Annotated in this window: 21 protein-coding genes; 16 read left to right on the forward strand and 5 right to left on the reverse strand. The window is 36.5% G+C overall.

The window, feature by feature from the left end; translation table 11 throughout:
* Nucleotides 1-233 precede the first annotated feature (233 nt).
* From M948_RS0121900 to M948_RS33545, 3 genes are all read left to right on the forward strand, one after another.
* Nucleotides 234-968, forward strand: a complete 735-nt coding sequence (locus M948_RS0121900) for a prepilin peptidase (RefSeq protein WP_337191376.1) — start codon at nucleotides 234-236, stop codon at nucleotides 966-968.
* An 89-nt stretch (nucleotides 969-1,057) separates the two neighbouring features.
* Nucleotides 1,058-1,288, forward strand: a complete 231-nt coding sequence (locus tag M948_RS33540) for a hypothetical protein (RefSeq protein WP_021290863.1) — start codon at nucleotides 1,058-1,060, stop codon at nucleotides 1,286-1,288.
* Nucleotides 1,289-1,361: 73 nt separating this feature from the next.
* Nucleotides 1,362-2,669, forward strand: coding sequence for a DRTGG domain-containing protein (locus M948_RS33545; protein ID WP_021290864.1), 1,308 nt, complete (start codon nucleotides 1,362-1,364; stop codon nucleotides 2,667-2,669).
* 42 nt (nucleotides 2,670-2,711) lie between these two features.
* Here M948_RS33545 and M948_RS33550 read toward each other — a convergent pair whose 3' ends face one another.
* Nucleotides 2,712-3,005, reverse strand: a complete 294-nt coding sequence (locus M948_RS33550; RefSeq protein ID WP_021290865.1) for a YtpI family protein — start codon at nucleotides 3,003-3,005, stop codon at nucleotides 2,712-2,714.
* A 97-nt stretch (nucleotides 3,006-3,102) separates the two neighbouring features.
* Between M948_RS33550 and M948_RS33555 the strand changes: the two genes are divergently transcribed.
* Complete coding sequence (locus M948_RS33555) at nucleotides 3,103-4,056, forward strand: DHH family phosphoesterase (protein WP_038245057.1); 954 nt, start codon at nucleotides 3,103-3,105, stop codon at nucleotides 4,054-4,056.
* 41 nt (nucleotides 4,057-4,097) lie between these two features.
* Here the strand turns inward: M948_RS33555 and M948_RS33560 are convergent, their stop codons facing one another.
* From M948_RS33560 to M948_RS33570, 3 genes are all read right to left on the reverse strand, one after another.
* Entirely contained in the window at nucleotides 4,098-4,295 is a 198-nt protein-coding gene (locus M948_RS33560) for a hypothetical protein (RefSeq protein ID WP_021290867.1), read from the reverse strand.
* 130 nt (nucleotides 4,296-4,425) lie between these two features.
* The gene (gene ytrI, locus M948_RS33565; RefSeq protein ID WP_021290868.1) at nucleotides 4,426-4,929 is read right to left on the reverse strand and encodes a sporulation membrane protein YtrI; all 504 of its coding nucleotides are present in this window, start codon (nucleotides 4,927-4,929) and stop codon (nucleotides 4,426-4,428) included.
* Nucleotides 4,929-5,261, reverse strand: a complete 333-nt coding sequence (locus tag M948_RS33570) for a YtrH family sporulation protein (protein WP_021290869.1) — start codon at nucleotides 5,259-5,261, stop codon at nucleotides 4,929-4,931. The genes ytrI and M948_RS33570 overlap by 1 nt, the downstream gene beginning before the upstream one ends.
* A gap of 141 nt (nucleotides 5,262-5,402) precedes the next feature.
* On the opposite strand from M948_RS33570, the gene dnaE reads away from it, so the two are divergent.
* The 8 genes from dnaE (at nucleotide 5,403) to M948_RS33610 (ending at nucleotide 16,264) form a co-directional block, all read left to right on the forward strand.
* Nucleotides 5,403-8,753 (forward strand): DNA polymerase III subunit alpha, encoded by a 3,351-nt coding sequence (dnaE, locus tag M948_RS33575; RefSeq protein ID WP_021290870.1) that lies wholly within the window; start codon nucleotides 5,403-5,405, stop codon nucleotides 8,751-8,753.
* A 121-nt stretch (nucleotides 8,754-8,874) separates the two neighbouring features.
* Nucleotides 8,875-10,113, forward strand: a complete 1,239-nt coding sequence (locus M948_RS33580; RefSeq protein WP_021290871.1) for an NAD(P)-dependent malic enzyme — start codon at nucleotides 8,875-8,877, stop codon at nucleotides 10,111-10,113.
* Nucleotides 10,114-10,133: 20 nt separating this feature from the next.
* Nucleotides 10,134-10,760: a FadR/GntR family transcriptional regulator gene (locus tag M948_RS33585; protein ID WP_021290872.1), complete on the forward strand. Its 627-nt coding sequence runs from the start codon at nucleotides 10,134-10,136 to the stop codon at nucleotides 10,758-10,760.
* A 108-nt stretch (nucleotides 10,761-10,868) separates the two neighbouring features.
* Nucleotides 10,869-11,729, forward strand: coding sequence for an acetyl-CoA carboxylase, carboxyltransferase subunit beta (gene accD / locus M948_RS33590; RefSeq protein ID WP_021290873.1), 861 nt, complete (start codon nucleotides 10,869-10,871; stop codon nucleotides 11,727-11,729).
* The gene (accA, locus tag M948_RS33595) at nucleotides 11,726-12,685 is read left to right on the forward strand and encodes an acetyl-CoA carboxylase carboxyl transferase subunit alpha (RefSeq protein WP_021290874.1); all 960 of its coding nucleotides are present in this window, start codon (nucleotides 11,726-11,728) and stop codon (nucleotides 12,683-12,685) included. Before accD ends, accA begins: the two co-directional genes overlap by 4 nt.
* Nucleotides 12,686-12,982: 297 nt before the next feature.
* Nucleotides 12,983-13,942: a 6-phosphofructokinase gene (pfkA, locus tag M948_RS33600; protein ID WP_021290875.1), complete on the forward strand. Its 960-nt coding sequence runs from the start codon at nucleotides 12,983-12,985 to the stop codon at nucleotides 13,940-13,942.
* A gap of 42 nt (nucleotides 13,943-13,984) precedes the next feature.
* Complete coding sequence (pyk, locus tag M948_RS33605) at nucleotides 13,985-15,745, forward strand: pyruvate kinase (protein ID WP_021290876.1); 1,761 nt, start codon at nucleotides 13,985-13,987, stop codon at nucleotides 15,743-15,745.
* Between the two features lie 129 nt (nucleotides 15,746-15,874).
* Nucleotides 15,875-16,264 (forward strand): FxsA family protein, encoded by a 390-nt coding sequence (locus tag M948_RS33610; protein WP_021290877.1) that lies wholly within the window; start codon nucleotides 15,875-15,877, stop codon nucleotides 16,262-16,264.
* On the opposite strand, the gene ytvI is transcribed toward M948_RS33610, so the two are convergent.
* Nucleotides 16,265-17,371, reverse strand: a complete 1,107-nt coding sequence (gene ytvI, locus M948_RS33615) for a sporulation integral membrane protein YtvI (protein WP_021290878.1) — start codon at nucleotides 17,369-17,371, stop codon at nucleotides 16,265-16,267.
* A gap of 319 nt (nucleotides 17,372-17,690) precedes the next feature.
* Here ytvI and citZ point away from each other — a divergent pair, with 319 nt between their 5' ends.
* The 4 genes from citZ (at nucleotide 17,691) to M948_RS33635 (ending at nucleotide 21,797) form a co-directional block, all read left to right on the forward strand.
* On the forward strand, nucleotides 17,691-18,809 hold the full coding sequence (gene citZ, locus M948_RS33620) for a citrate synthase (protein ID WP_021290879.1): 1,119 nt from the start codon (nucleotides 17,691-17,693) through the stop codon (nucleotides 18,807-18,809).
* A gap of 141 nt (nucleotides 18,810-18,950) precedes the next feature.
* Nucleotides 18,951-20,222 carry an NADP-dependent isocitrate dehydrogenase gene (gene icd / locus M948_RS33625; protein WP_021290880.1) on the forward strand — a complete coding sequence of 424 codons (1,272 nt, stop codon included), beginning with the start codon at nucleotides 18,951-18,953 and terminating at the stop codon, nucleotides 20,220-20,222.
* Nucleotides 20,223-20,242: 20 nt separating this feature from the next.
* Nucleotides 20,243-21,181 (forward strand): malate dehydrogenase, encoded by a 939-nt coding sequence (gene mdh, locus M948_RS33630; protein ID WP_021290881.1) that lies wholly within the window; start codon nucleotides 20,243-20,245, stop codon nucleotides 21,179-21,181.
* Nucleotides 21,182-21,320: 139 nt separating this feature from the next.
* On the forward strand, nucleotides 21,321-21,797 hold the full coding sequence (locus M948_RS33635) for a MaoC/PaaZ C-terminal domain-containing protein (protein ID WP_021290882.1): 477 nt from the start codon (nucleotides 21,321-21,323) through the stop codon (nucleotides 21,795-21,797).
* Nucleotides 21,798-21,987 lie beyond the last annotated feature (190 nt).

Genomic DNA, 21,987 nt, shown 5'->3' on the forward strand with positions numbered 1-21,987 from the left:
AGAGTTTCTTATTTAAATAGACGAAATTCTCGTAAACCGTGGGAAATAGTTAGTTATGAAAGGAAAGGAAACCTGTTAGCTTAAATTTAATTATTCTAAAATTCAAGAAAGTCTATTATTTTATCTAGCCATTTCCTCCAGCTTGATATATTATATAGGTATATCTTACTAAATGCACTTTTATAATAGGAGGGAGTTAACTGGATAACTATATTATATGGTTTGTCTTTCTTATTGGAACAGTCGTTGGTTCATTTTTGAATGTCGTTGGATTACGTTCTCCACAGCAGTTATCATTTACTACAAGCCGCTCCGAATGTCCTTATTGTTTAAAAACCCTTCAATGGAAAGATATTATCCCCATTTTATCGTTTACCTTACTAAAAGGAAAATGCAGATATTGTGGCGTCCGAATTTCTAGCTTATACCCAATTATGGAAATAATAACAGGTATGTTATTTGTTTATTGCTACATTATTATTGGTATCCAATTTGAATTATTTTTAGCTTTAGCTCTGGTGTCCATGTTTGTTATTGTACTAGTATCAGATATAACGTATATGATTATTCCAAATAAAGTTCTATTATTCTTTCTTCCTATTTTTGTGGTTTTTCGAATTATCGATCCACTTACTCCTTGGTGGGATACGATTACTGGGGGTGTTGCCGGAATCCTTATCCCGATGTCTATCATTATTGTTAGTAAAGGAGGAATGGGAGGAGGTGATATGAAATTATTTGGACTTATTGGTATTGTGTTAGGTTTTAAAAAACTATGCTTCTGCTTCTTTTTATCCTGTGTGATCGGGGCAATCATTGGTATCTTTCTTATCGCTCTAAAATTAGGTAGACGAAATCAACCAATACCGTTTGCTCCTTACATTATTGCTGCTAGTTTAATTACATACTTTTACGGTGATTCGTTGATTTTATGGTATTCTAACTTCTATCATATACCATTCAATTGAGCTCTGACCTATGATTATCAGGTTGTCCTAGTTCTAGGTTCTTAAGGTATGTTTTTTTTCATAGATTAAGTATGAAGGAGGGGATGAGTATGCGAGGACATTATACGATCTTAAGACTGTTGCTGGCAGGATTTTTGTTATATGTTGCCTGGCCATCTATTCCATATGCCTCAACCGTAATGGAACAAATTTTCTGGGCAGCCTGGATCGGTTTCTTTCTATTCGTAGTTGGCGCAAATGTTGCTTCATTATTACAAATGATAAAACCACCAATTATGGAACAGCAGGAAGAAAGACAACGGCAAACCTATAATCATTGAGTTTCATTGTTTTCAACTGTATAATAAATGGTAAATAATTCATTAGTACAGTTGAAAGATGGTGTGCGGGTTAATGGCAAGTAAGCATGAGCAAATCATTCAGCATATTATATCATTGGATATAGGTCATAAGATTTCTGTAAGACAAATAGCGAAGGAACTACATGTCAGTGATGGAACAGCCTATCGTGCAATTAAAGATGCGGAGAATCAAGGATTAGTTAGTACAATTGAACGTGTAGGTACGATTCGAATTGAACGAAAAAAGAAAGAAAACTTTGAACGCCTCACATTTGCAGAAGTGATTAATATTGTAGAAGGTCAAGTTTTAGGCGGCAGAAAAGGATTGCATAAGACATTAAATAAATTTGTCATTGGAGCTATGCAGCTTGATGCAATGATGCGTTATACAGAAGCCGATTCATTATTAATTGTTGGAAATCGTATTAAAGCACATGAACTGGCTATTAAAGAAGGAGCAGCTGTATTAATTACAGGCGGATTTGATACGGAGGATTATATCAAGCGTTTAGCTGATGAAAGACAGTTACCGATTATATCCACAAGCTATGATACGTTTACCGTTGCTGCAATGATTAATCGTGCGATTTACGATCAACTAATTAAGAAAGAAATTGTAGTAGTTGGTGATATATTTACTCCATTTGATAGTTCCTTTTATTTACACAGTAAAGATACCGTTCAAGATTGGTATCGACTAAATAATAATTCTACCCATACACGTTTTCCTGTGGTAGATAATAAAAAACGTGTAATCGGTATGGTTACATCCAAGGATGTTATTGGTGTCGATGAACAGACAATAATTGATAAGGTCATGAGTAGAAACCCGAAAATTGTTCAAGCTAAAACATCATTAGCTTCTGTCGCGCACATGATGGTTTGGGAAGGCATAGAAGTAATGCCAGTAGCAGATGAAACAAATCATTTGAAAGGGATTATATCGCGTCAAGATGTACTGAAGGCATTGCAACAAATACAAAGACAACCTCAAATTGGCGAGACAATTGATGATATTGTTTCTAGAAGTATCATCGAGGACGAGCATAAAAAAGACGTATATTTGACAACAGTTGCTCCACAAATGACCAATCAATTAGGGACGTTATCGAATGGAGTATTTACTGCTTTAATAACAGAAGCAAGCAGAAGAATGTTGCTTCAATATAAAAAAGGGGATCTAGTAGCCGAGAATCTAACCGTTTATTTTATTAAACCGGTACAGATTGATAGTACATTACACATACAACCAAAATTATTAGAAATTGGTAGAGTATATGCGAAGATTGATGTTGAAGTATACGATGAGCAAAAATTAGTAGGAAAGGGCTTGCTAATGGCACAATTAATTAATCGTTAACCGATTAAAGAAAGCTGACTACCAAAGATAGTCAGCTGCTATTTAGGAGGGGTTTAATCTTTTCCATTCTTTGCGGTAATGCTTTACTTCTTTGATGCCGCGATAGATCTGAGGTATTCCAACAATAATCAGGATAATCCCTATAAACAAAGCGATTCTGGTTTGATACAGAATATACTGATTAATTGTAAAAGATACTACCAATGTTCCTAAGCAAATACGTGATTTCCCATTAAAATAAGCTTGGGTTAATCCGTCATTGCTTTTTACGATTGCTACTTTGTAGTATACATAAAGTACTAAAGAGAGAACTATAAGTATTGAAAAAATAATCATGTTATCGCTCCTAGTTTAATTTACCATTTCCATCACTCATTGTACCGTTTTTTTAGTGAATAAGCCATATCGACTTCAGAATTGACAAGAAAAGGTGATAGTATTGCAGGACATTATTGATGTAATTAAGCAGTATCATACAATTATCATTCATCGGCACGTAAGGCCAGATCCAGATGCCATAGGATCCCAAGTGGGTTTAAAAGAAATCATTCAATATTCCTTCCCCGATAAACAGGTCTTTGCGGTTGGAGAGGAAGAACCAACGCTAACTTTCCTAGCAAAAATGGATGTTATTAAAGATGAACAATATAAAGATGCGCTTGTAATTGTTTGTGATACAGCTAACACAGCACGTATATCCGATGAACGATTTCAATATGCAGCTAAATGGATAAAAATTGACCACCATCCAAATGTGGATGAATATGGCGATATTCAATGGGTAGACACAACTGCTAGTTCTACCAGTGAAATGATTTATGAGTTTTATTTACAAACAAAGCAATATGGGTTGAAGTGTAATGATAAAGCTGCTCGATTACTTTATGCTGGTATTGTTGGGGACACTGGAAGATTTTTATTCCCTAGTACGACCAAACAAACCTTAAAGATTGCAGCTGAATTAGTTACATTCTCATTTGATCGAACTGCTTTGTACGACGGTATGTATCGGATGAAAGATAATATTGCTCGCTTAAAGGGTTATATCTTAGAACAGTTCAGCTTATCTGATAACGGTATGTCTGCTATAAAATTAACGAAAGCTATTCTAAATCGATTTGAAGTACAACCGAGCGAGACCAGCCAACTTGTGGGAGTACTAGGCGATATAGACGGGATTTTAGCATGGGTAACCTTTATCGAAGAAGATGATACAATTCGAGTTCGTTTGCGGTCTAAAGGCCCCGTAATTAATGATTTGGCTGCTAAATATAATGGTGGAGGTCATCCTATGGCATCGGGAGCCTCTGTATCAACTTGGAAAGAGACAGAAGACGTTATAGCAGATTTAGAACAAATATGCGAACAATATCAACAAAAAATGTAACGAAAAAATAACACGCCATGGGAAACGGCGTGTTATTTAGATTAGCTACTTTTTGTACTGCTATTTGGAATGAACCAGCATCCTGAAGATGCTTCATCTAAAAATACATCTAGGTGTTCTTTTTCAATGCCACGTTTTACTAAACGAATAAGTTCTCGTGACTCTGCGTAAGCGGAGTTCCCTTGTTTTAAGCGAGCTATTTTTTCATCTCGCATTTCACGATGATCCATTACCAACATGAAAATCCACTCCTTTCATCTGAAGCATTATATGAAAGTAAACGGGAAAATGACTCTCTTGTTATCTTTATCATAACTGGATTTGTAAGAAAATGCCATGAATTTTCGGATATTTCATGAAACGTTCACATTATGTAGTCCGCTCGGCTTTGGCTGTAATTTTAATATTTTTAGAAATGATCAATTTAGTAATAGTAAGCGTATATGTAAACTCTTCTACCTCAAATGACTTATTTTCGACAGTTGATTCTAGTAATTGATCACTTTCTCCTATAATGGACAGATCTTTCCCCACCACGTGTTTTAATTCTTGTTGTACTAATTCTTTCAGCTTGTCAGCTATAAGTCGGTCGAGCCGTAACTCTTCCATATTTTCGATAGTTAAGTTTATTGACTCTACAGTTACTTCTTCGGAAGGTCTTTCACTTAAGTCATCATTATCTTCCAATAATGAATCATTTTGATTCCGTAGTTCTGTTATTTCACTACGAAACGCATTATTTTGTGCAATTAGAGATTCATACATGGATCCATACATATAAAGCAGAGTGCAATAAGCTACAACTCCACCAACCATCACACCAACGAAAAAACGTTGCCAAGTTACTTTTTTATGGTAGGGAGGTATATGCATTACGATATTTCCTCCTGAATTAACCAGTTTAAAAGAAGAATCGCCGTCTTAACCCCGCCCATAGCGGAAAGAATAAACATAGCTTGTTTAAATAAATCCATTGTAGAACCATCTAGAATTCCTTTTTCAAAGTTAGCTATCGCATCAAATGTACCACCAATAGCAGCAACAATTGCCCAAATCCGTAATCGATCTGCTATTCGTCCTATTTCTGTTAAGGGAGGATCTCCAGTCACAAATGCCCCAATACTGCCAATAATTGCTCCACCGATAATTACACCAAATGCGATAAAGTAACAGTGTATAAAAGTTTCAAAGAATCGTTCTTCCATAAGGACGCACTCCCCTGTGAGTCATGTTGTTTCCATTTTATGATTACATGGGACGAGTTATGCAAAGTTATCAGCGTTTCCGTATGCATGTTCTACATAGATTGGTATAATGGGTCATAGAGAATTTAAAGGCGGGATAAAATGTCGTACACACATTTACAAGTACGAAGTAGTTATAGCCTGTTAAATAGTACAATAACGATCGATCATTTAGTTAAGAAAGCAAAAAAATCAGGATTTGAAGCATTAGCTTTGACAGATGAGCAAGTACTATATGGGGCTATTACTTTCTATAAAACATGTAAAAAGTATGGAATTAAACCAATTATTGGTATGTCTGTTTACGTCCACGCGGAACAAGATAAACTGGACGAGATAACCCTCTTAGCAAAAGACAATCATGGTTATCATGATTTAATTAAATTAAGTACATTGATTCAACAGCAAGAGGCCAAATATATAGAAGATCATCAATTAGCAGCGTATACCAAAAACTGTATCGGGATATTCTCTGAGAAACAATCAAGCATCTTTACCAATATTCAAGCTAATGATTATGAAGAAGCATTTAAAAAATTAGCAATTATAAAAGATATGTTTATTGAAGGCGACTTTTATGTAGGGATTGAAAGTAGCGTGAACGAGGAGACGAATCGTTACGAAGCAGTAAAGTCGTTTCTTACAAGCTATTCGCTTCCACCAGTTGCTATAAATGATGTGCGTTATCTCCAAGAAAAGGATGTAATTGCTTTTGATTGCTTACAAGCAATCAAAAATAATGAGAATTGGGATGGTAAAAACATCCCTTCTGCTTATTATTACCGTCATTTGTCTACAGCAGCTGAAATGCAGCATTTTTTTTCGTTTTGGCCAGAAGCTATAACAAATACAGAACGAATAGAAAAAAAATGTGAGGTAGTGTTTGATTTTAATCAACGTTTCCTGCCATCGTTTCCACTCCCTGATGGTGTAAACGCTCATACATGGCTGGAAAATCGATGCTGGGAAGGGTTACATGATAAATATGCTAACATCACGAAAACCATCAGAGAACGTTTAAAGTTTGAGCTCAATACCATTAAAGCAATGCAATTTAGTGATTATTTTTTAATTGTGGCAGACTTTATTCAATATGCAAAAGAACAACCCATTGTAGTTGGCCCAGGTAGGGGGTCTGCAGCAGGATCATTAGTTGCCTATGTTTTAGAAATAACCGATATTGACCCGATCAAATATGATTTATTATTTGAACGTTTTCTAAACCCAGAGCGTATGACAATGCCAGATATTGATATTGATTTCTCGGATTGGCGTCGGGATGAAGTGATTGATTATGTTCAACATAAATATGGTAGGGATCATGTAGCACAAATCATTACTTTTGGTACATTTGCTGCACGTTCTTTAATAAGAGAATTAATCAAAACAATGAATATAAATCAACAAGATGCATCATTTATATTGCGGCATATTCCTGTACAAGCCAAACAACGGATTTCTGAAATCATAACTGCATCAGACGAGCTTAAAAATTATATCAAAACATCTGAGCCGCTAAAATTACTTTTTACAGTCGCTGTAAAGTTGGAAGGAATACCTAGACATGTTTCCACACATGCAGCAGGTATTGTTATCACGGAAAAGCCGTTAAATGAATATATCCCTTTAACAATGGGTACTGGGGATAGCAATTTAACACAATTCCCGATGAATGACCTAGAAGCAATAGGATTATTAAAGATTGACTTATTAGGGCTTCGTAACTTAACACTGCTAGAAAAAGTCCTGCAAACCATTCGCTATATTTCCAATGACGATACCCATTTAAAAAACCTACCTCCAGAAGATAACTTAACTTTTTCCATGTTACAGCATGGAAAAACAAACGGTGTATTTCAGCTCGAGTCACAGGGGATGAAACGCGTGTTGCAGCAATTAAAGCCAACTGAGTTTGAAGATATCGTTGCGGTTAATGCGCTTTATCGACCTGGACCAATGGAATATATTCCTACCTTTATAAGGAGAAAGCATGGGGAAGAAGCAATCACTTACCCACATCCTGACTTAGCTCCAATATTGTCGAAGACCTACGGAGTATTAGTTTATCAAGAGCAAATTATGCAGATAGCTAATAGAATAGCAGGATTTTCCTTAGGTAAAGCAGATATATTACGAAGAGCAGTAAGTAAAAAGCAAGAACAACTTATGGCAGAGCAAAAAACTGATTTTATTACTGGATGTGTCCGTAATGGCTACTCAAAAAAGGTTGCTGAAGAAATTTTCGAATGGATTGTACGTTTTTCGAATTATGGTTTCAACCGAAGTCATGCAGTAGCTTACAGCCGCATCTCTTATCAGCTGGCTTATTTAAAAGCCCATTACCCTGCGGCATTTTTCGCTGAGTTACTCAGCTCTTCTGTTAATCAGCAAGAGAAATTGCAATCCTATATACGTGAGCTGAAGACTTTGCACCTAGATGTACTGCCTCCTTCTATTAATAAAAGTTTTGGTAAATATGCAGTAGAAGGAAATAAAATTCGAATGGGCTTATTACAAGTGAAAGGATTAGGCAAACAAGCCGTACAAGAAATAATTCGCGTTCGCAAAGAACGGCCATTTAAAAATTTATTTGATTTTTGCTTACGTGTTTCATCGAAGGCAGTCAACCGACAAACACTTGAGGTATTAATTATGGTTGGTGCATTCGATGAAAGTAATCAAAATAGAGCAAGCTTGTTGGCGACCATTGATCAAGCAATGGAACAAGGTGAATTATTTAAAGAATTTCTTGGCCAGCCTAACCTGTTTCAAGATCAAATTGAACTTGAAGGCGATTATGTAGATATAGAGGATTTTTCACAGTTTAAGAAATTGGCTGATGAGAAGGAATTCCTTGGTGTTTATATGTCAAGTCATCCTCTACAATCATATAGAATGCAATTAAAACAACATGGTCATGTTTCTTTATCACTTGCGCTTACGTTGGCTGGTAAAAAAAATATAAAAAGTGCTGCTGTTATTCAATCTATTAAAACAATCCGAACAAAAAGAGGAGATCCGATGGCTTTTTTAACATTAGGAGATGAGTCAGGTGAGATGGAAGCAGTTGTTTTTCCAGAGCTATACCGCAATGTAAATCGATGGTTAAAAGAAGAAACGCTTGTATTGATTGAAGGGAATTTGGAAAGTAGAAATCAAGGTGTTCAGTGGTTACTATCTTCTATTATTGAACTAACAGATGATCGGTTGGAGGAAATGAAATCCACTCGTTTATTTATTAAACTAACAGGAGAAGCTAGTGAAGCTGGTATAGAAAAATTAAAACAAATGGCTCACTATTACCCTGGAAATATTCCTGTAATTATCTTTCAAGAGCAAAATAGGAAAACCTATCAACTTTCTGAGGCGTATTTTCTGCAGCCAACAACCGACTGTTTAAAAGACTTAAAAGCTTTTTTTGGTAAGGATAGCGTGGTTTTAGACAAAGGTTAAATAATCAGGATTACTTTACACACAAAAACCATCTGTTATAATGGAAGAGTTAAATGTGGTCAGACCACTCGTGCAACCATATAGTATCGTATTTTTCTGCGAAAAGGAGCGATTAGTAAAGATGGCAAGCTTAAGAGATCAAGCATTACACTTGCATAAAGTAAATAAAGGCAAATTGACAACTCACTCAAAAATCCCAGTTACGAATGCAGAGGAGTTAAGTCTAGCGTATTCCCCTGGTGTAGCTGAGCCTTGTAAAGCAATTCATGATCGTAAAGAAACAGTCTATGATTATACAATGAAAGGGAATATGGTTGCGGTTGTCAGTGATGGGTCAGCGGTTTTAGGGCTTGGTAATATTGGAGCTGAGGCGGCATTGCCCGTAATGGAAGGGAAGTCTGTCTTATTTAAGAGCTTTGCTGGTGTGGATTCCTTTCCAATTTGTTTGGGTACGCAAAACATAGACGAGATTGTACAAACTGTTAAATTAATGGAGCCAACATTTGGTGGAGTGAATTTAGAAGATATTGCAGCACCAAACTGTTTTATTATTGAAGAACGTTTGAAAAAAGAAACAAATATACCTATCTTTCATGATGATCAACACGGAACAGCCATTGTCACCGTGGCAGGTTTAATTAATGCTCTTAAACTCGTAGGAAAATCTTTCTCTGATATAAAAGTTGTCGCAAATGGAGCAGGCGCAGCAGGAATAGCTATTATTAAATTATTATATAACTTTGGTGTGCGCGATATGATTATGTGTGACTCTAGAGGGGCAATATATGAAGGACGTTCCTATGGTATGAATGATGTAAAAGAGCGGGTTGCTGCTTATACCAACCAAGATAAACAAGAAGGAAGTTTAGAAGAAATGCTTGATGGAGCAGACGTGTTCATTGGTGTATCTGTTGGAGGCGCACTTACAAAAGAGATGGTGGAAAAGATGAACGATGACTCCATTATTTTTGCAATGGCGAATCCTGACCCAGAAATTATGCCAGAAGTAGCGAAAGAAGCTGGAGCAAAAGTAATTGGTACCGGTCGCTCGGACTTTCCAAATCAAGTAAATAATGTGCTTGCGTTCCCTGGTATCTTCCGTGGAGCTTTAGATGTAAGAGCTACTAGAATAAATGAAAGAATGAAGGTTGCAGCAGCTAATGCAATTGCTTCATTAATTGCGGAAGACGAATTGAATGAGGATTATGTCATCCCTGCACCTTTTGATGCTAGAGTAGCTCCGATTGTAGCAAAGAGTGTTGCACAGGCCGCAATGGAATCAGGTGTAGCGAGAATTGAAGTAAATCCAGAAGATGTTGCTGAAAAGACTAGAAAATTAACACAAATTGATGATAAATAATGTGTTAAAAGGAGTGAGTCATGGCTGTGTCCATGCCATCAAAGCAAAAGGTATATCAGGGTGTATTAAAAGAAATACGCCAGTTTATTGATAGTAATGATTTACAACCTGGAGACAAGCTCCCTTCCGAAAGGGAGCTTGCTGAAAACCTTCAAGCTGGCAGATCTTCGATAAGAGAGGCATTGCGAGCTATGGAATTATTAGGTTTGATAGAAACAAGGCATGGGGAGGGTACTTTTTTAAGTACTTATCGACCACATCAAACGGTTGAATTACTGTCATCATTTATTCTACAAGGAGATCAAGTTAAAGTTGATTTGGTGGAAACGATACGTTTACTTGAGAAAGAAGCAGTTAAACTAGTTTTATATCATTTAACTGAAAAAGAGGTAAGTCATTTAAGTACGATTATTAATGCAACCTATACCAAGCAAAATGCCAGACATGCTGCTTTCTTCACCTATATTTTTGAGAAAACCAATAATTTGTTACTATGGAAAGTTTGGCATTTAATGTTTGACTTCGCTACGACTGTAGAGAATGTTGGGACTGATAAATCGTTTTATATTGAACTAATACAAATTTTTCTAGATAAGGATCATTATTCTATTGACGATTTATTCGACACAGTCCCGAATAAATCATAGTTTTGACAACTATTTCTGACAGTTTTCGAAGGCTGGATTTAATATAATGGTTGTAGTTCTTTACTTATGTTATTTGCCACGGGTTTGTTTGAAAAGGAGGAATTTGCCTTGCTTAAAGATTTTTTTGGCAAGCGGAAAAAATATGCGTCTATCCCAAGTGAACAAGCAAAAGCGGATGTTCCGGAAGGATTAATGCAAAAATGTAGCGGATGTCACAAAATATATTATCGAAAAGAAATGAATAAGAATTTACAGGTATGTCCGAATTGTGGCTATCATCACCCCTTACAAGCTTGGGATCGTATCGATACGTTATTTGATGATGATACCTTTGAAGAGTGGGATCAAGCGTTAACGACAGGAAACCCATTAGCTTTTCCAGGTTATGAAGAAAAAGTAGAAAAAGATCAAAAGAAAACTGGGCTTAATGAAGGGGTCGTAACTGGAAAAGGAACAATTGATGGACAAGCTACTGCTTTTGCAGTTATGGACTCTAGTTTTCGTATGGGAAGCATGGGTTCTGTTATCGGGGAAAAGATTGCTAGAGCAGTTGAAAATGCAAGAGTTGAAGGTATTCCTTTCATTATTTTCACAGCCTCTGGTGGGGCAAGGATGCAAGAAGGTTTACTAAGCTTAATGCAGATGTCTAAAACAGCGATAGCAATTAAACGGTTTAGCGAGTCAGGTGGTCTCATGATTTCTGTAATGACCCATCCAACAACTGGGGGAGTATCCGCTAGCTTTGCTTCGATAGGAGATTATAATTTTGCGGAGCCAGGAGCGTTAATTGGATTTGCTGGAAGACGGATTATTGAACAAACCATCAGAGAAAAACTGCCAGATGATTTTCAGACAGCTGAGTTCCAATTGAAGCATGGACAACTTGACAAAGTGGTGAACCGATTAGAAATGAAAGAAGTACTTTCATTATTGCTTAAGTTTCATCAGAAAGGTGGGAATGAAAAGTGAAACAAGTATTAGAAATTGAAAAACCCATCGTAAATTTAAAGGAGAAAATTGCTGAGCTTAAGCGTTTTACAAAAGATAGTGAGATTGACCTTAGTGAAGAGATTTCGACGCTTGAAAAAAGGTTAGCTGTGTTAGAAGCTGATATATATGGTAATTTAAAACCGTGGGATCGTGTTCAACTGGCTAGACATGCGGAGCGTCCGACTACATTAGATTATATAGATAAACTATTTGAAGATTTTATTGAATTTCATGGAGATCGCTTATTTGGAGATGACGAAGCAATTGTAGCAGGAATAGCCTATTACAAAGACAAGCCTGTAACTGTTATTGGTCACCAACGAGGGAAAGATACAAAAGAAAATATTCGGAGAAATTTTGGTATGCCTCATCCGGAAGGGTATCGCAAAGCATTAAGACATATGAAACAAGCTGAAAAGTTTTCACGACCAATTATCTGTTTCATTGATACAAAAGGAGCGTACCCAGGAAAAGCTGCTGAAGAAAGAGGACAGAGTGAGGCAATAGCTCGAAATTTAATGGAAATGGCTGGATTAACGGTGCCAGTCATCTGTATTGTTATTGGTGAAGGCGGTAGTGGTGGCGCCTTAGCATTAGGAGTAGGGGATCAAATTCATATGCTTGAAAATAGTACGTATTCGGTTATCTCTCCTGAAGGTGCTGCATCTATTCTATGGAAAGATTCTGCGTATGCTCAACGTGCTGCCGAGACGATGAAGATAACAGCTTATGATTTGAAGAAACTGAATGTGATTGATAATATAATACCTGAACCTAAAGGTGGAGCACATCGAGATTTAGATCAACAAGCTGCTTATCTAGATGAAGTATTGGAAAAATCACTTCAATCTTTAATGCAGTATTCTGTTGACCAATTATTGGAACAACGATGGGAAAAGTACAAGCAGATAGGCGAATATAAGACAGTACAGTAAAGGAAATCGCTTGTTATTTATTGGAAGTAGCTTAAAAGGTAAAAACAAAGTTTTGATTTAGATTTGATTGCGTCTTTACGTACTGACAAGAGGTTGACACTACAGTCAACCTCTACTTCGTGTTTTAGACAAATGGACGTTTAACTTGAATGAAGGCATACTACATAGCTAGTTATATGTTGTAAAAACTTTTCAATTCATTATGCTTTCGATTGCTATTTTACTTGTTTCCAATTATCTTAAAGAGAGGAATTATTTTTAAAAGAGAAATCGTACGACATGAGGTGAGATAATTTAATGAAGAAAATTGGTGTGTTAACTAGTGGTGGTGACGCTCCTGGTATGAATGCAGCCATTCGTGCTGTTGTGAGAAAAGCCATTTATCATAATATAGAAGTTTATGGCATCAAATATGGTTATCAAGGGTTAATGGAAGGTAATATTGAGCGAATGGAAATTGGTTCTGTTGGAGATATTATCCATCGTGGCGGTACCATTCTATATTCTGCTAGAAGTGAAGCTTTTAAAACAGATGAAGGACAGCAAAGAGGGATTGAACAGCTGAATAAATTTGGAATTGAAGGATTAATTATTATTGGAGGGGATGGTAGCTTTAGAGGTGCTCAAAAATTGACAGAAAAAGGCTATCCATGTATAGGAGTTCCTGGAACCATAGATAATGATATTGCAGGTACTGATTTTACAATTGGTTTTGATACTGCATTAAATACAATAATTGAGGCAGTTGACAAAGTTCGTGATACCGCAACCTCTCATAAGCGAACGTATATCATAGAAGTAATGGGAAGAGATGCTGGCGATTTGGCGCTATGGGCTGGATTAGCTGATGGTGCTGAAAGTATCTTAATCCCAGAAAAGCAAGAGGATTTTTCGACAGTCATTGATAAGCTGAGACGTGGGCATAAACGCGGTAAAAAACATAGTATTATTGTCCTTGCAGAAGGTGTAGGAAGCGGCTTCGAATATGGAGAAAAAATTGAAAAAGAAACCAATTTAGAAACACGAGTAACCGTCCTTGGCCATATCCAACGGGGAGGATCACCATCTGGGTCTGATCGTGTACTTGCAAGTAGACTTGGTGCTAAAGCAGTTGATTTGCTACTTGAAGGAAAAGCAGGAAGAATGGTCGGAATCGAGAATAATTCCTTGGTCGATCATGATATAACGAAAATTTTAAATGAGCAGCATACAATTAACCAAGATATGTACAAGCTATCCCAAGAATTATCGATCTAACTTTAGAATTTCTTTACAGGTATTATAAGGAGGAAGTGTGAAATGAGAAACACAAAAATTGTATGTACGATAGGTCCTGCTTCAGAATCAATTGAAAAGTTGGAGCAATTAATTGAATCAGGTATGAATGTAGCCCGTTTAAATTTTTCACATGGAGATTATGAAGAACATGGCGCGCGAATTAAAAGTATTCGGGAGGCTGCAGAGAGAACAGGTAAAACCGTAGCCATTTTATTAGATACAAAGGGTCCAGAAATTCGTACTGGAAATTTTAAGGATGGACAGGCTGAACTAGTTCAAGGAAATGTAATCTATGTCTCCATGAAAGAATTAGAAGGGACTGCAGACAGGTTTTCAGTTACGTATCCGGGATTAATTCATGACGTACATGAAGGCTCTAAAATCCTATTGGATGATGGATTAATCGAACTAGAGGTTCAAGAAATAGATAGAGCAAATCAAGAATTGAAGACAATTGCTTTGAATACAGGAATGATTAAAAATAAAAAAGGTGTAAATGTACCGAATGTTTCAGTTAACCTACCAGGGATAACAGAAAAAGACGCGAACGATATTGAATTTGGCATTGAACAGAATGTCGATTTTATCGCAGCATCATTTGTCAGACGTCCATCAGATATCCTAGAGATAAAAGAATTACTAGAAAAGCACGATGCAACACACATTCAAATTATTCCTAAAATCGAAAACCAAGAAGGCGTAGATAATATTGACAGTATTCTTGAAGTAAGTGATGGATTAATGGTTGCACGTGGAGATCTTGGAGTTGAAATTCCTGCAGAAGACGTACCGCTTGTACAAAAGAGATTAATTAAACAGTGCAATACTGCAGGTAAGCCTGTCATTACTGCGACACAAATGTTAGATTCAATGCAAAGAAATCCAAGACCAACTAGAGCGGAAGCTTCAGATGTTGCAAATGCTATTTTTGATGGAACAGATGCAATCATGTTGTCTGGAGAAACAGCTGCTGGTGATTATCCAGTAGAGTCTGTACAAACAATGAGTAATATTGCATTAAAAGCAGAGACCGGGTTAGATCATAATTCTATATTACGTGATCGTTCTAAACATGTAGACATGACAATTACGGATGCGATTAGCCAATCTGTTACGCATACTGCGATGAACCTATCTGTAAGCTCTATTATTACTCCAACAGAAAGTGGTCATACTGCCAGAATGATTTCAAAATATCGACCACAAGTACCCATTCTTGCCGTAACATTCTCAGAAAGAGTCAATCGTCAACTTTCACTTGTCTGGGGTGTGCATGCAGTAATGGGGCGCCGTGCTAACTCGACGGATGAAATGTTAGATATAGCAGTTGAACGTGGGTTACAAACTGGTATAGTTGAACATGGAAATCGCGTTATTATTACTGCTGGAGTTCCTGTAGGTGAAAGTGGAACTACAAACCTAATGAAGGTTCATGTGATTGGTGATGTAATTGGTAAAGGTCAAGGGATCGGTAGAAAAAGTGCTTATGGGAAAGCAGTGGTTGTAAAATCGGCAGAGGAAGCAATTCAACAAGTTGAAGAAGGAGATATCTTAGTAACATACGGCACAGACCGTGAAATGATGCCTGCCATTGAAAAAGCTAGTGGAATAATTACGGAAGAAGGTGGACTCACTTCACACGCTGCAGTGGTTGGATTAAGTCTAGGAATTCCAGTAATTGTAGGCGTCAAAAATGTATTTGACCTCATAAATAATGGGGAAGATATTACAATTGATGGTACAAAAGGGGATATTTATCAAGGACATACCAGAGTCCTTTAAAATGGAAGACAGTGAAAGAGGTGCATTGATCTCTTTCACTGTTTCTTTACATGATGCCAGGTGTTTGTAACAAGCAATCGATATGCCCTTTTTAACTTTTATCCTGTAGTGAAAGAGGTGACTTGTCTTATGCGATGGTTTTTATTGACTGCTTTTTTATTATCTGCATTTGAAATCGGTGTATTTATATGGATTGGTGACATGATTGGACCTTGGTGGGTCGTATTATTAGTTCTGCTTACTGGTGCTGTAGGCTTTTATTTGGCTAAACAGCAAGGAATTGAAACATGGCAGCGAGCGCAGCTATCCATGCGAAATGGAGAAGCCCCCACTGGTTATATCATTGATGGAATCTGTATATTAATTGGTGCTGTCTTATTAGTAACGCCGGGATTTATATCTGACGCAATAGGCTTTTTATTAGTAATTCCAACTACAAGGAAGCTATTTAAGCGACGGATAGAGCAATTTATTAAGCATATAATTACCAACCGAACTATCATATATCGTAAATGGTAATCAACCTTTGATGAACCGCCATACATCTTGAAAAGTTCCTGCCCGATGTAAGGCATTTATGACAATTAGAAAAACAGGTGCAAGAATAAACCCGGCGACTCCCCAAAGTTGAATCCCAATAAAAAGAATAATTAATGCTGCAAGCGGGTGTAATCCCATACTTGAGGATAGAACCTTTGGTTCGATTACCTGCCTGACAATAATAATGATTCCGTAAAGAATTGATAAGTTAATGGTCATCGAATAATTTCCAATAAGGAATAAATAGAACATCCATGGTACAAAAATAATCCCTGAGCCGATATAAGGGAGCAAATCGACAAAAGCGGTATATAGTGCAATCGTAAAGGCATGTTCAAATTGGAATAATAGAAGCCCAACATAGACAATAAAAGCATTAATTAATACAAGAATGAGTTGTGCTTTTAAATAACCAGCCACTGTTTTTTTAAGGTGTCTGGTTATTTTTTTTCCTGGGCTTTTTACAATGGATGGAATCATGCTTATCATTAATTGGCGTAAATTAGAATAGTCATTTGAAATTAAAAAAACAGCAAGTAAAATAAAAATGAATACTGTTATCGATCCTGGTAATGAAGTAATAACACCGGGCAGTTTGAACAATAAATCTTGTAAGAAACCAGTTGCTGAAGTAGTAAGGTTATTCAAGAATTGCTGAACATTATCGCTAATAGCATGCTGCTGTGCAGTATCTAACATTTGAAAATAAGACAAAACCTTCTGATATAGCGGCATAATCGTATTGTTGATGAAATCGGTGATATACCCACTAAAGGTCTGGAAGTGTTGTGGTAATTTCTCAGCAAGAAATAACGTACCTTGAAAAAGCTCTGAAAAAATGAATAAAAAGACGCCACTAATACAGGAAATAAATAAAATCATTGTTGTAACGACTGCTAACATTCTAGGGAATTTTAATTTCACTTCTAATGTTGTTACCGTTGGGTTCATAAGCATTGCTATTAAAATGGCAATGAATAAAGGGTATAAATATACAAAGCTTGCTGTGATTATGATATAGATGGCGAAAATAAAACTAACTACAATGAGCAGTCGTAACAGTTGATAAAATAATGGCTTGTACATAATTTAACCCCATTTTAAAGTAATATAGATTCTATCTATATTACTTATGAGACAAACGAAGAAGTTAGAATAATTATTTAAAACATAAAGCTACTTGAAGCGAAAAGTGCTTTCCATACATTTTATAAATTAGAAGAAATGTCACTCTTTTTGCAAAAAAAACGGAGTTCTAGTAAAATTTATAAGTGAAGTTAATCGGTTTCAATTCACATTAGATTCATAATACTTTATAATTATCAATGGGGGTAATTATATTATTATTAGAATATTGTCGAAAAAAAGATAATATCCTGAATATTTATAAAGGAGAGGGTTTGTTATGACAGCAACAACGAAAGGCCTTGAAGGAGTTGTAGCAACTCAATCGTCAATAAGCTCAATTATAGATGACCAGCTTACATATGTTGGGTATAAGATTGATGATTTAGCTAAGAATTCGAGCTTTGAAGAAGTTATCTACTTACTTTGGAATCAAAAGCTGCCGACAAAAGCTGAATTAGAGGCTTTAAGAGCAGATCTTGCTGCAAATATGGAATTGCCTGATGCAATTATTGACCATTTACGTTCCTATGATCTTTCTACCGTTCACCCGATGGCAGCATTACGTACCGCCGTTTCTTTACTAGGTTTATATGATGAAGAAGCGGATGTAATGGAACAAGAAGTGAATAAGAAGAAAGCAGTTCGAATTCAGGCAAAAATCGCTACAATTGTAACGGCTTTCGCAAGAATACGCCAAGGTAAAGCGCCTATTAAACCGAAGAAGGAATACAGCTATTCAGAGAACTTCTTATATATGTTAAATGGTGAATCACCTAAAGACATTGAAGTGGAAGCAATCAATAAGGCTCTCGTACTTCATGCTGACCATGAATTAAACGCTTCTACATTTACAGCTCGTGTGTGTGTTGCTACATTATCCGATATTTATTCCGGCGTAACCGCTGCTATTGGGGCATTGAAAGGGCCGCTTCATGGGGGAGCCAATGAACGTGTGATGAAAATGCTTACCGAAATTGGCGAAGAAGAAAATGCGATACCATATATTAAAGAAAAGCTTGAAAATAAAGAAAAAATTATGGGCATGGGCCATCGTGTATACCGAAACGGTGATCCACGTGCTAAATTCTTAAGAGAAATGTCTAGACAACTAACTAAATTAACTGGCCAATCCAAATGGTATAACATGTCGATCAAAATTGAGGATTACATTAAGGAACACAAAGGGCTTCCAGCCAATGTAGATTTTTATTCTGCATCCGTATATCATAGCTTGGGAATTGATCATGATTTATTTACTCCGATATTTGCAGTAAGTCGTGTATCTGGTTGGCTAGCGCATATTCTAGAACAGTATGATAATAATCGATTAATCCGACCACGCGCAGAATATACAGGTCCGAAGTCGCCAGAATATGTATCTATTGATAAGCGATAAGGTAGTAATCTTAAATAAAGTAAATTTACCAATTTAATCAGGAAAACACGCATGTATTTTTGTTTGGGAACAAAGATGTTCATAAACGGAAATCTTTGCTAAACTATAAATGCATAATGAAATTAGGAGGTATTCATTGATATGGCACAGGGAGAAAAGATTATTGTAGAAAATGGACAAATGCATGTACCAAATAAACCAATTGTTCCATTTATTGAGGGGGATGGAACAGGTCCAGATATTTGGGCGGCTGCTCGTAGAGTGATTGAAGCTTCTGTTGAGAAAGCATACAATGGCAAAAAAGAGATTGATTGGCTGGAAGTATACGCTGGTCAAAAGTCATTTGATCAGTCTGGCGAATGGCTTCCACAGGATACACTTGATAAAATTAATGAATATAAAATTGCTATTAAAGGGCCTCTTACTACTCCAATTGGTGGGGGTATTCGTTCGTTAAATGTGGCATTACGCCAGGAATTAGATCTATTCACGTGTTTACGTCCTGTTCGTTACTTTGAAGGTGTTCCATCACCTGTGAAACGTCCAGAGGATGTAGATATGGCAATTTTCCGTGAAAACACAGAAGATATTTATGCAGGTATCGAGTGGCAAAAAGGTTCAGATGAAGTGAAAAAAGTGATTGATTTCTTGAAAAATGAAATGAATGTAACAAATATTCGCTTCCCTGAAACATCGGGTATTGGTGTGAAGCCAGTTTCAGAGGAAGGAACGAAACGATTAGTGCGTGCTAGTATTCAATATGCATTAAATGAAGGACGTAAGAGTGTTACTTTAGTACATAAAGGTAACATCATGAAATTTACAGAAGGATCATTTAAAGCTTGGGGATATGAAGTAGCTGAGGAAGAATTTGGTGATAAAGTTTTCACTTGGGCAGAGTATGATCGTATCGTTGAAAAAGAAGGAAAAGATGTTGCAAATAAAGCACAAGATGAAGCGTTGGCTGCAGGAAAGATTTTAATAAAAGATGCTATTGCTGATATCTTCTTACAACAAATACTTACCAGACCAAATGAATTTGATGTTGTTGCTACAATGAACTTGAATGGAGATTATATTTCGGATGCACTTGCAGCACAAGTAGGCGGAATCGGTATTGCTCCAGGGGCAAACATTAATTATGACACAGGACATGCGATTTTTGAGGCTACTCATGGAACTGCTCCTAAATATGCAGGATTAGATAAAGTAAATCCATCTTCTGTTATTCTGTCAGCTGTATTAATGCTTGAACATTTAGAATGGAGAGAAGCGGCTGATCTAATTACCAAAGCTATGGATAAAACAATTGCCTCGAAAGTGGTTACGTATGATTTCGCTCGATTAATGGATGGGGCTACTGAAGTGAAATGCTCAGAGTTCGCAGATGAACTAATTAAAAACATGGATTAATGTGCAAAGGGGATTTTAAAATGGCTATTAAGAGAAGTAAAGTATCCGTAATTGGCTCTGGATTTACTGGAGCAACAACTGCATTAATGATGGCGCAAAAGGAATTAGGAGATGTAGTACTTGTAGATATTCCAGATATGGAGGATCCAACAAAAGGGAAAGCCCTTGATATGTTAGAGGCAAGTCCAGTACAAGGATTTGACGCATCCATTATTGGAACTGCTAATTACGAAGATACAAAAGACTCTGACTTGGTTATTATTACAGCAGGTATTGCACGTAAGCCAGGTATGAGCCGTGATGATTTAGTGAACACCAACGCAAAGATCATGAAATCCGTAACAAAAGAAATTGTTAACTATTCGCCTGATACTTATATCGTAGTATTAACAAACCCAGTGGATGCAATGACATATACGGTGTTTAAGGAATCTGGATTACCGAAAGAACGTGTAATTGGACAGTCCGGCGTTCTTGATACAGCTAGATTCCGTACTTTTGTTGCACAAGAACTAAACCTATCTGTTAAAGATGTAACTGGATTTGTACTAGGTGGTCATGGTGACGACATGGTTCCATTAATTCGTTATTCTTATGCAGGTGGTATTCCATTAGAAAAATTAATTTCTAAAGATCGACTTGACGCCATTGTAGAACGTACTCGTAAAGGTGGAGGAGAAATTGTAGGTTTATTAGGAAATGGCAGTGCTTATTATGCTCCAGCTGCATCTTTAACTGTGATGGCTGAAGCAATTCTTAAAGACCAACGGCGTGTTCTTCCTTCCATTGCCTATTTGGAAGGAGAATATGGATACTCGGATATTTATTTAGGAGTACCAACCGTATTAGGTGGTAAAGGAATTGAAGAAATTATTGAATTAGACTTAACAGAAGATGAAAAGGCTGCGCTAGATAAATCCGCAGATTCTGTTAAAAATGTACTGAATGTATTAGAATAAGTTGATAAAAGCCCCTATCTATAACAATATAGATAGGAGCTTTTTTATAATGTATAGAGAATTTTATTGGAAATATTATGATGACTTTGATATAATAGAAAGCGCTTACATTTACTGATTTACATTTAGGGGGGATATTGTGTTAGGAAAAAGGCGGGCATTAGGAAAAGAGTTAAAGGATATAAGTATTGGCGATTCGTATTCAGAGACGAAGAAGATGGGTGATCGCGATTTATTGTTATATTTGGGGTTATCCAATGATGCGAATCCGTTATATCTTCAGCATGATTATGCATCATTAACTGATTATAAAAAGCCAATTGTACCATCTGTAATGCTATTTGGTATGATTTCTTCTATCGTATCTATGCACTTACCAGGTCCAGGTAGCCATATAACACAACATGAAATGACATTTCCGAACCCAGTTTATCACAACATGAATGTACAATTTCTTATTAAAGTCATTGCTATTGATCATCATAATCAACGCGTAGCGATGAGTGTCTCTGGAACCGATCAAGAAGGAAATGAAGTGGTGAAAGGAAAGCTTTATGTTTGTCCAGCATGTAAGCCAAATACTCTGACAGCTCAATCTTTAGAAAACTTTTTTTAACTGACAAATATGGAATGAGGAATAAATATCGCTGCTCGGAAATACTATTCAGTAAGAGGATAGTATTTTTTCTTTCAACGAAGCATCAGATTAGTTTGTAAATTTTAATTTACAAACTCTCAGCTTGTTCACATTAATACCTATTCATTGTAAGATGAGAGTGTAACAAATAATCTACTAGCGATCAGAA

Source organism: Virgibacillus sp. CM-4, assembly GCF_000445495.1.
Taxonomy (GTDB): Bacteria; Bacillota; Bacilli; order Bacillales; family Amphibacillaceae; genus Virgibacillus; species Virgibacillus salexigens.

Bases quoted from the DNA above. Each gene is read 5' to 3' on its own strand.
- ytrI (WP_021290868.1), bottom strand. From the start codon at position 4,929: ATGCATATACCTCCCTACCATAAAAAAGTAACTTGGCAACGTTTTTTC.
- M948_RS33610 (WP_021290877.1), top strand. From the start codon at position 15,875: ATGCGATGGTTTTTATTGACTGCTTTTTTATTATCTGCATTTGAAATC.
- M948_RS33540 (WP_021290863.1), top strand. From the start codon at position 1,058: ATGCGAGGACATTATACGATCTTAAGACTGTTGCTGGCAGGATTTTTG.
- ytvI (WP_021290878.1), bottom strand. From the start codon at position 17,371: ATGTACAAGCCATTATTTTATCAACTGTTACGACTGCTCATTGTAGTT.
- M948_RS33580 (WP_021290871.1), top strand. From the start codon at position 8,875: ATGGCAAGCTTAAGAGATCAAGCATTACACTTGCATAAAGTAAATAAA.
- dnaE (WP_021290870.1), top strand. From the start codon at position 5,403: ATGTCGTACACACATTTACAAGTACGAAGTAGTTATAGCCTGTTAAAT.
- citZ (WP_021290879.1), top strand. From the start codon at position 17,691: ATGACAGCAACAACGAAAGGCCTTGAAGGAGTTGTAGCAACTCAATCG.
- pfkA (WP_021290875.1), top strand. From the start codon at position 12,983: ATGAAGAAAATTGGTGTGTTAACTAGTGGTGGTGACGCTCCTGGTATG.
- pyk (WP_021290876.1), top strand. From the start codon at position 13,985: ATGAGAAACACAAAAATTGTATGTACGATAGGTCCTGCTTCAGAATCA.
- M948_RS33585 (WP_021290872.1), top strand. From the start codon at position 10,134: ATGGCTGTGTCCATGCCATCAAAGCAAAAGGTATATCAGGGTGTATTA.
- M948_RS33545 (WP_021290864.1), top strand. From the start codon at position 1,362: ATGGCAAGTAAGCATGAGCAAATCATTCAGCATATTATATCATTGGAT.
- mdh (WP_021290881.1), top strand. From the start codon at position 20,243: ATGGCTATTAAGAGAAGTAAAGTATCCGTAATTGGCTCTGGATTTACT.
- M948_RS33570 (WP_021290869.1), bottom strand. From the start codon at position 5,261: ATGGAAGAACGATTCTTTGAAACTTTTATACACTGTTACTTTATCGCA.
- M948_RS33550 (WP_021290865.1), bottom strand. From the start codon at position 3,005: ATGATTATTTTTTCAATACTTATAGTTCTCTCTTTAGTACTTTATGTA.
- icd (WP_021290880.1), top strand. From the start codon at position 18,951: ATGGCACAGGGAGAAAAGATTATTGTAGAAAATGGACAAATGCATGTA.
- M948_RS33560 (WP_021290867.1), bottom strand. From the start codon at position 4,295: ATGTTGGTAATGGATCATCGTGAAATGCGAGATGAAAAAATAGCTCGC.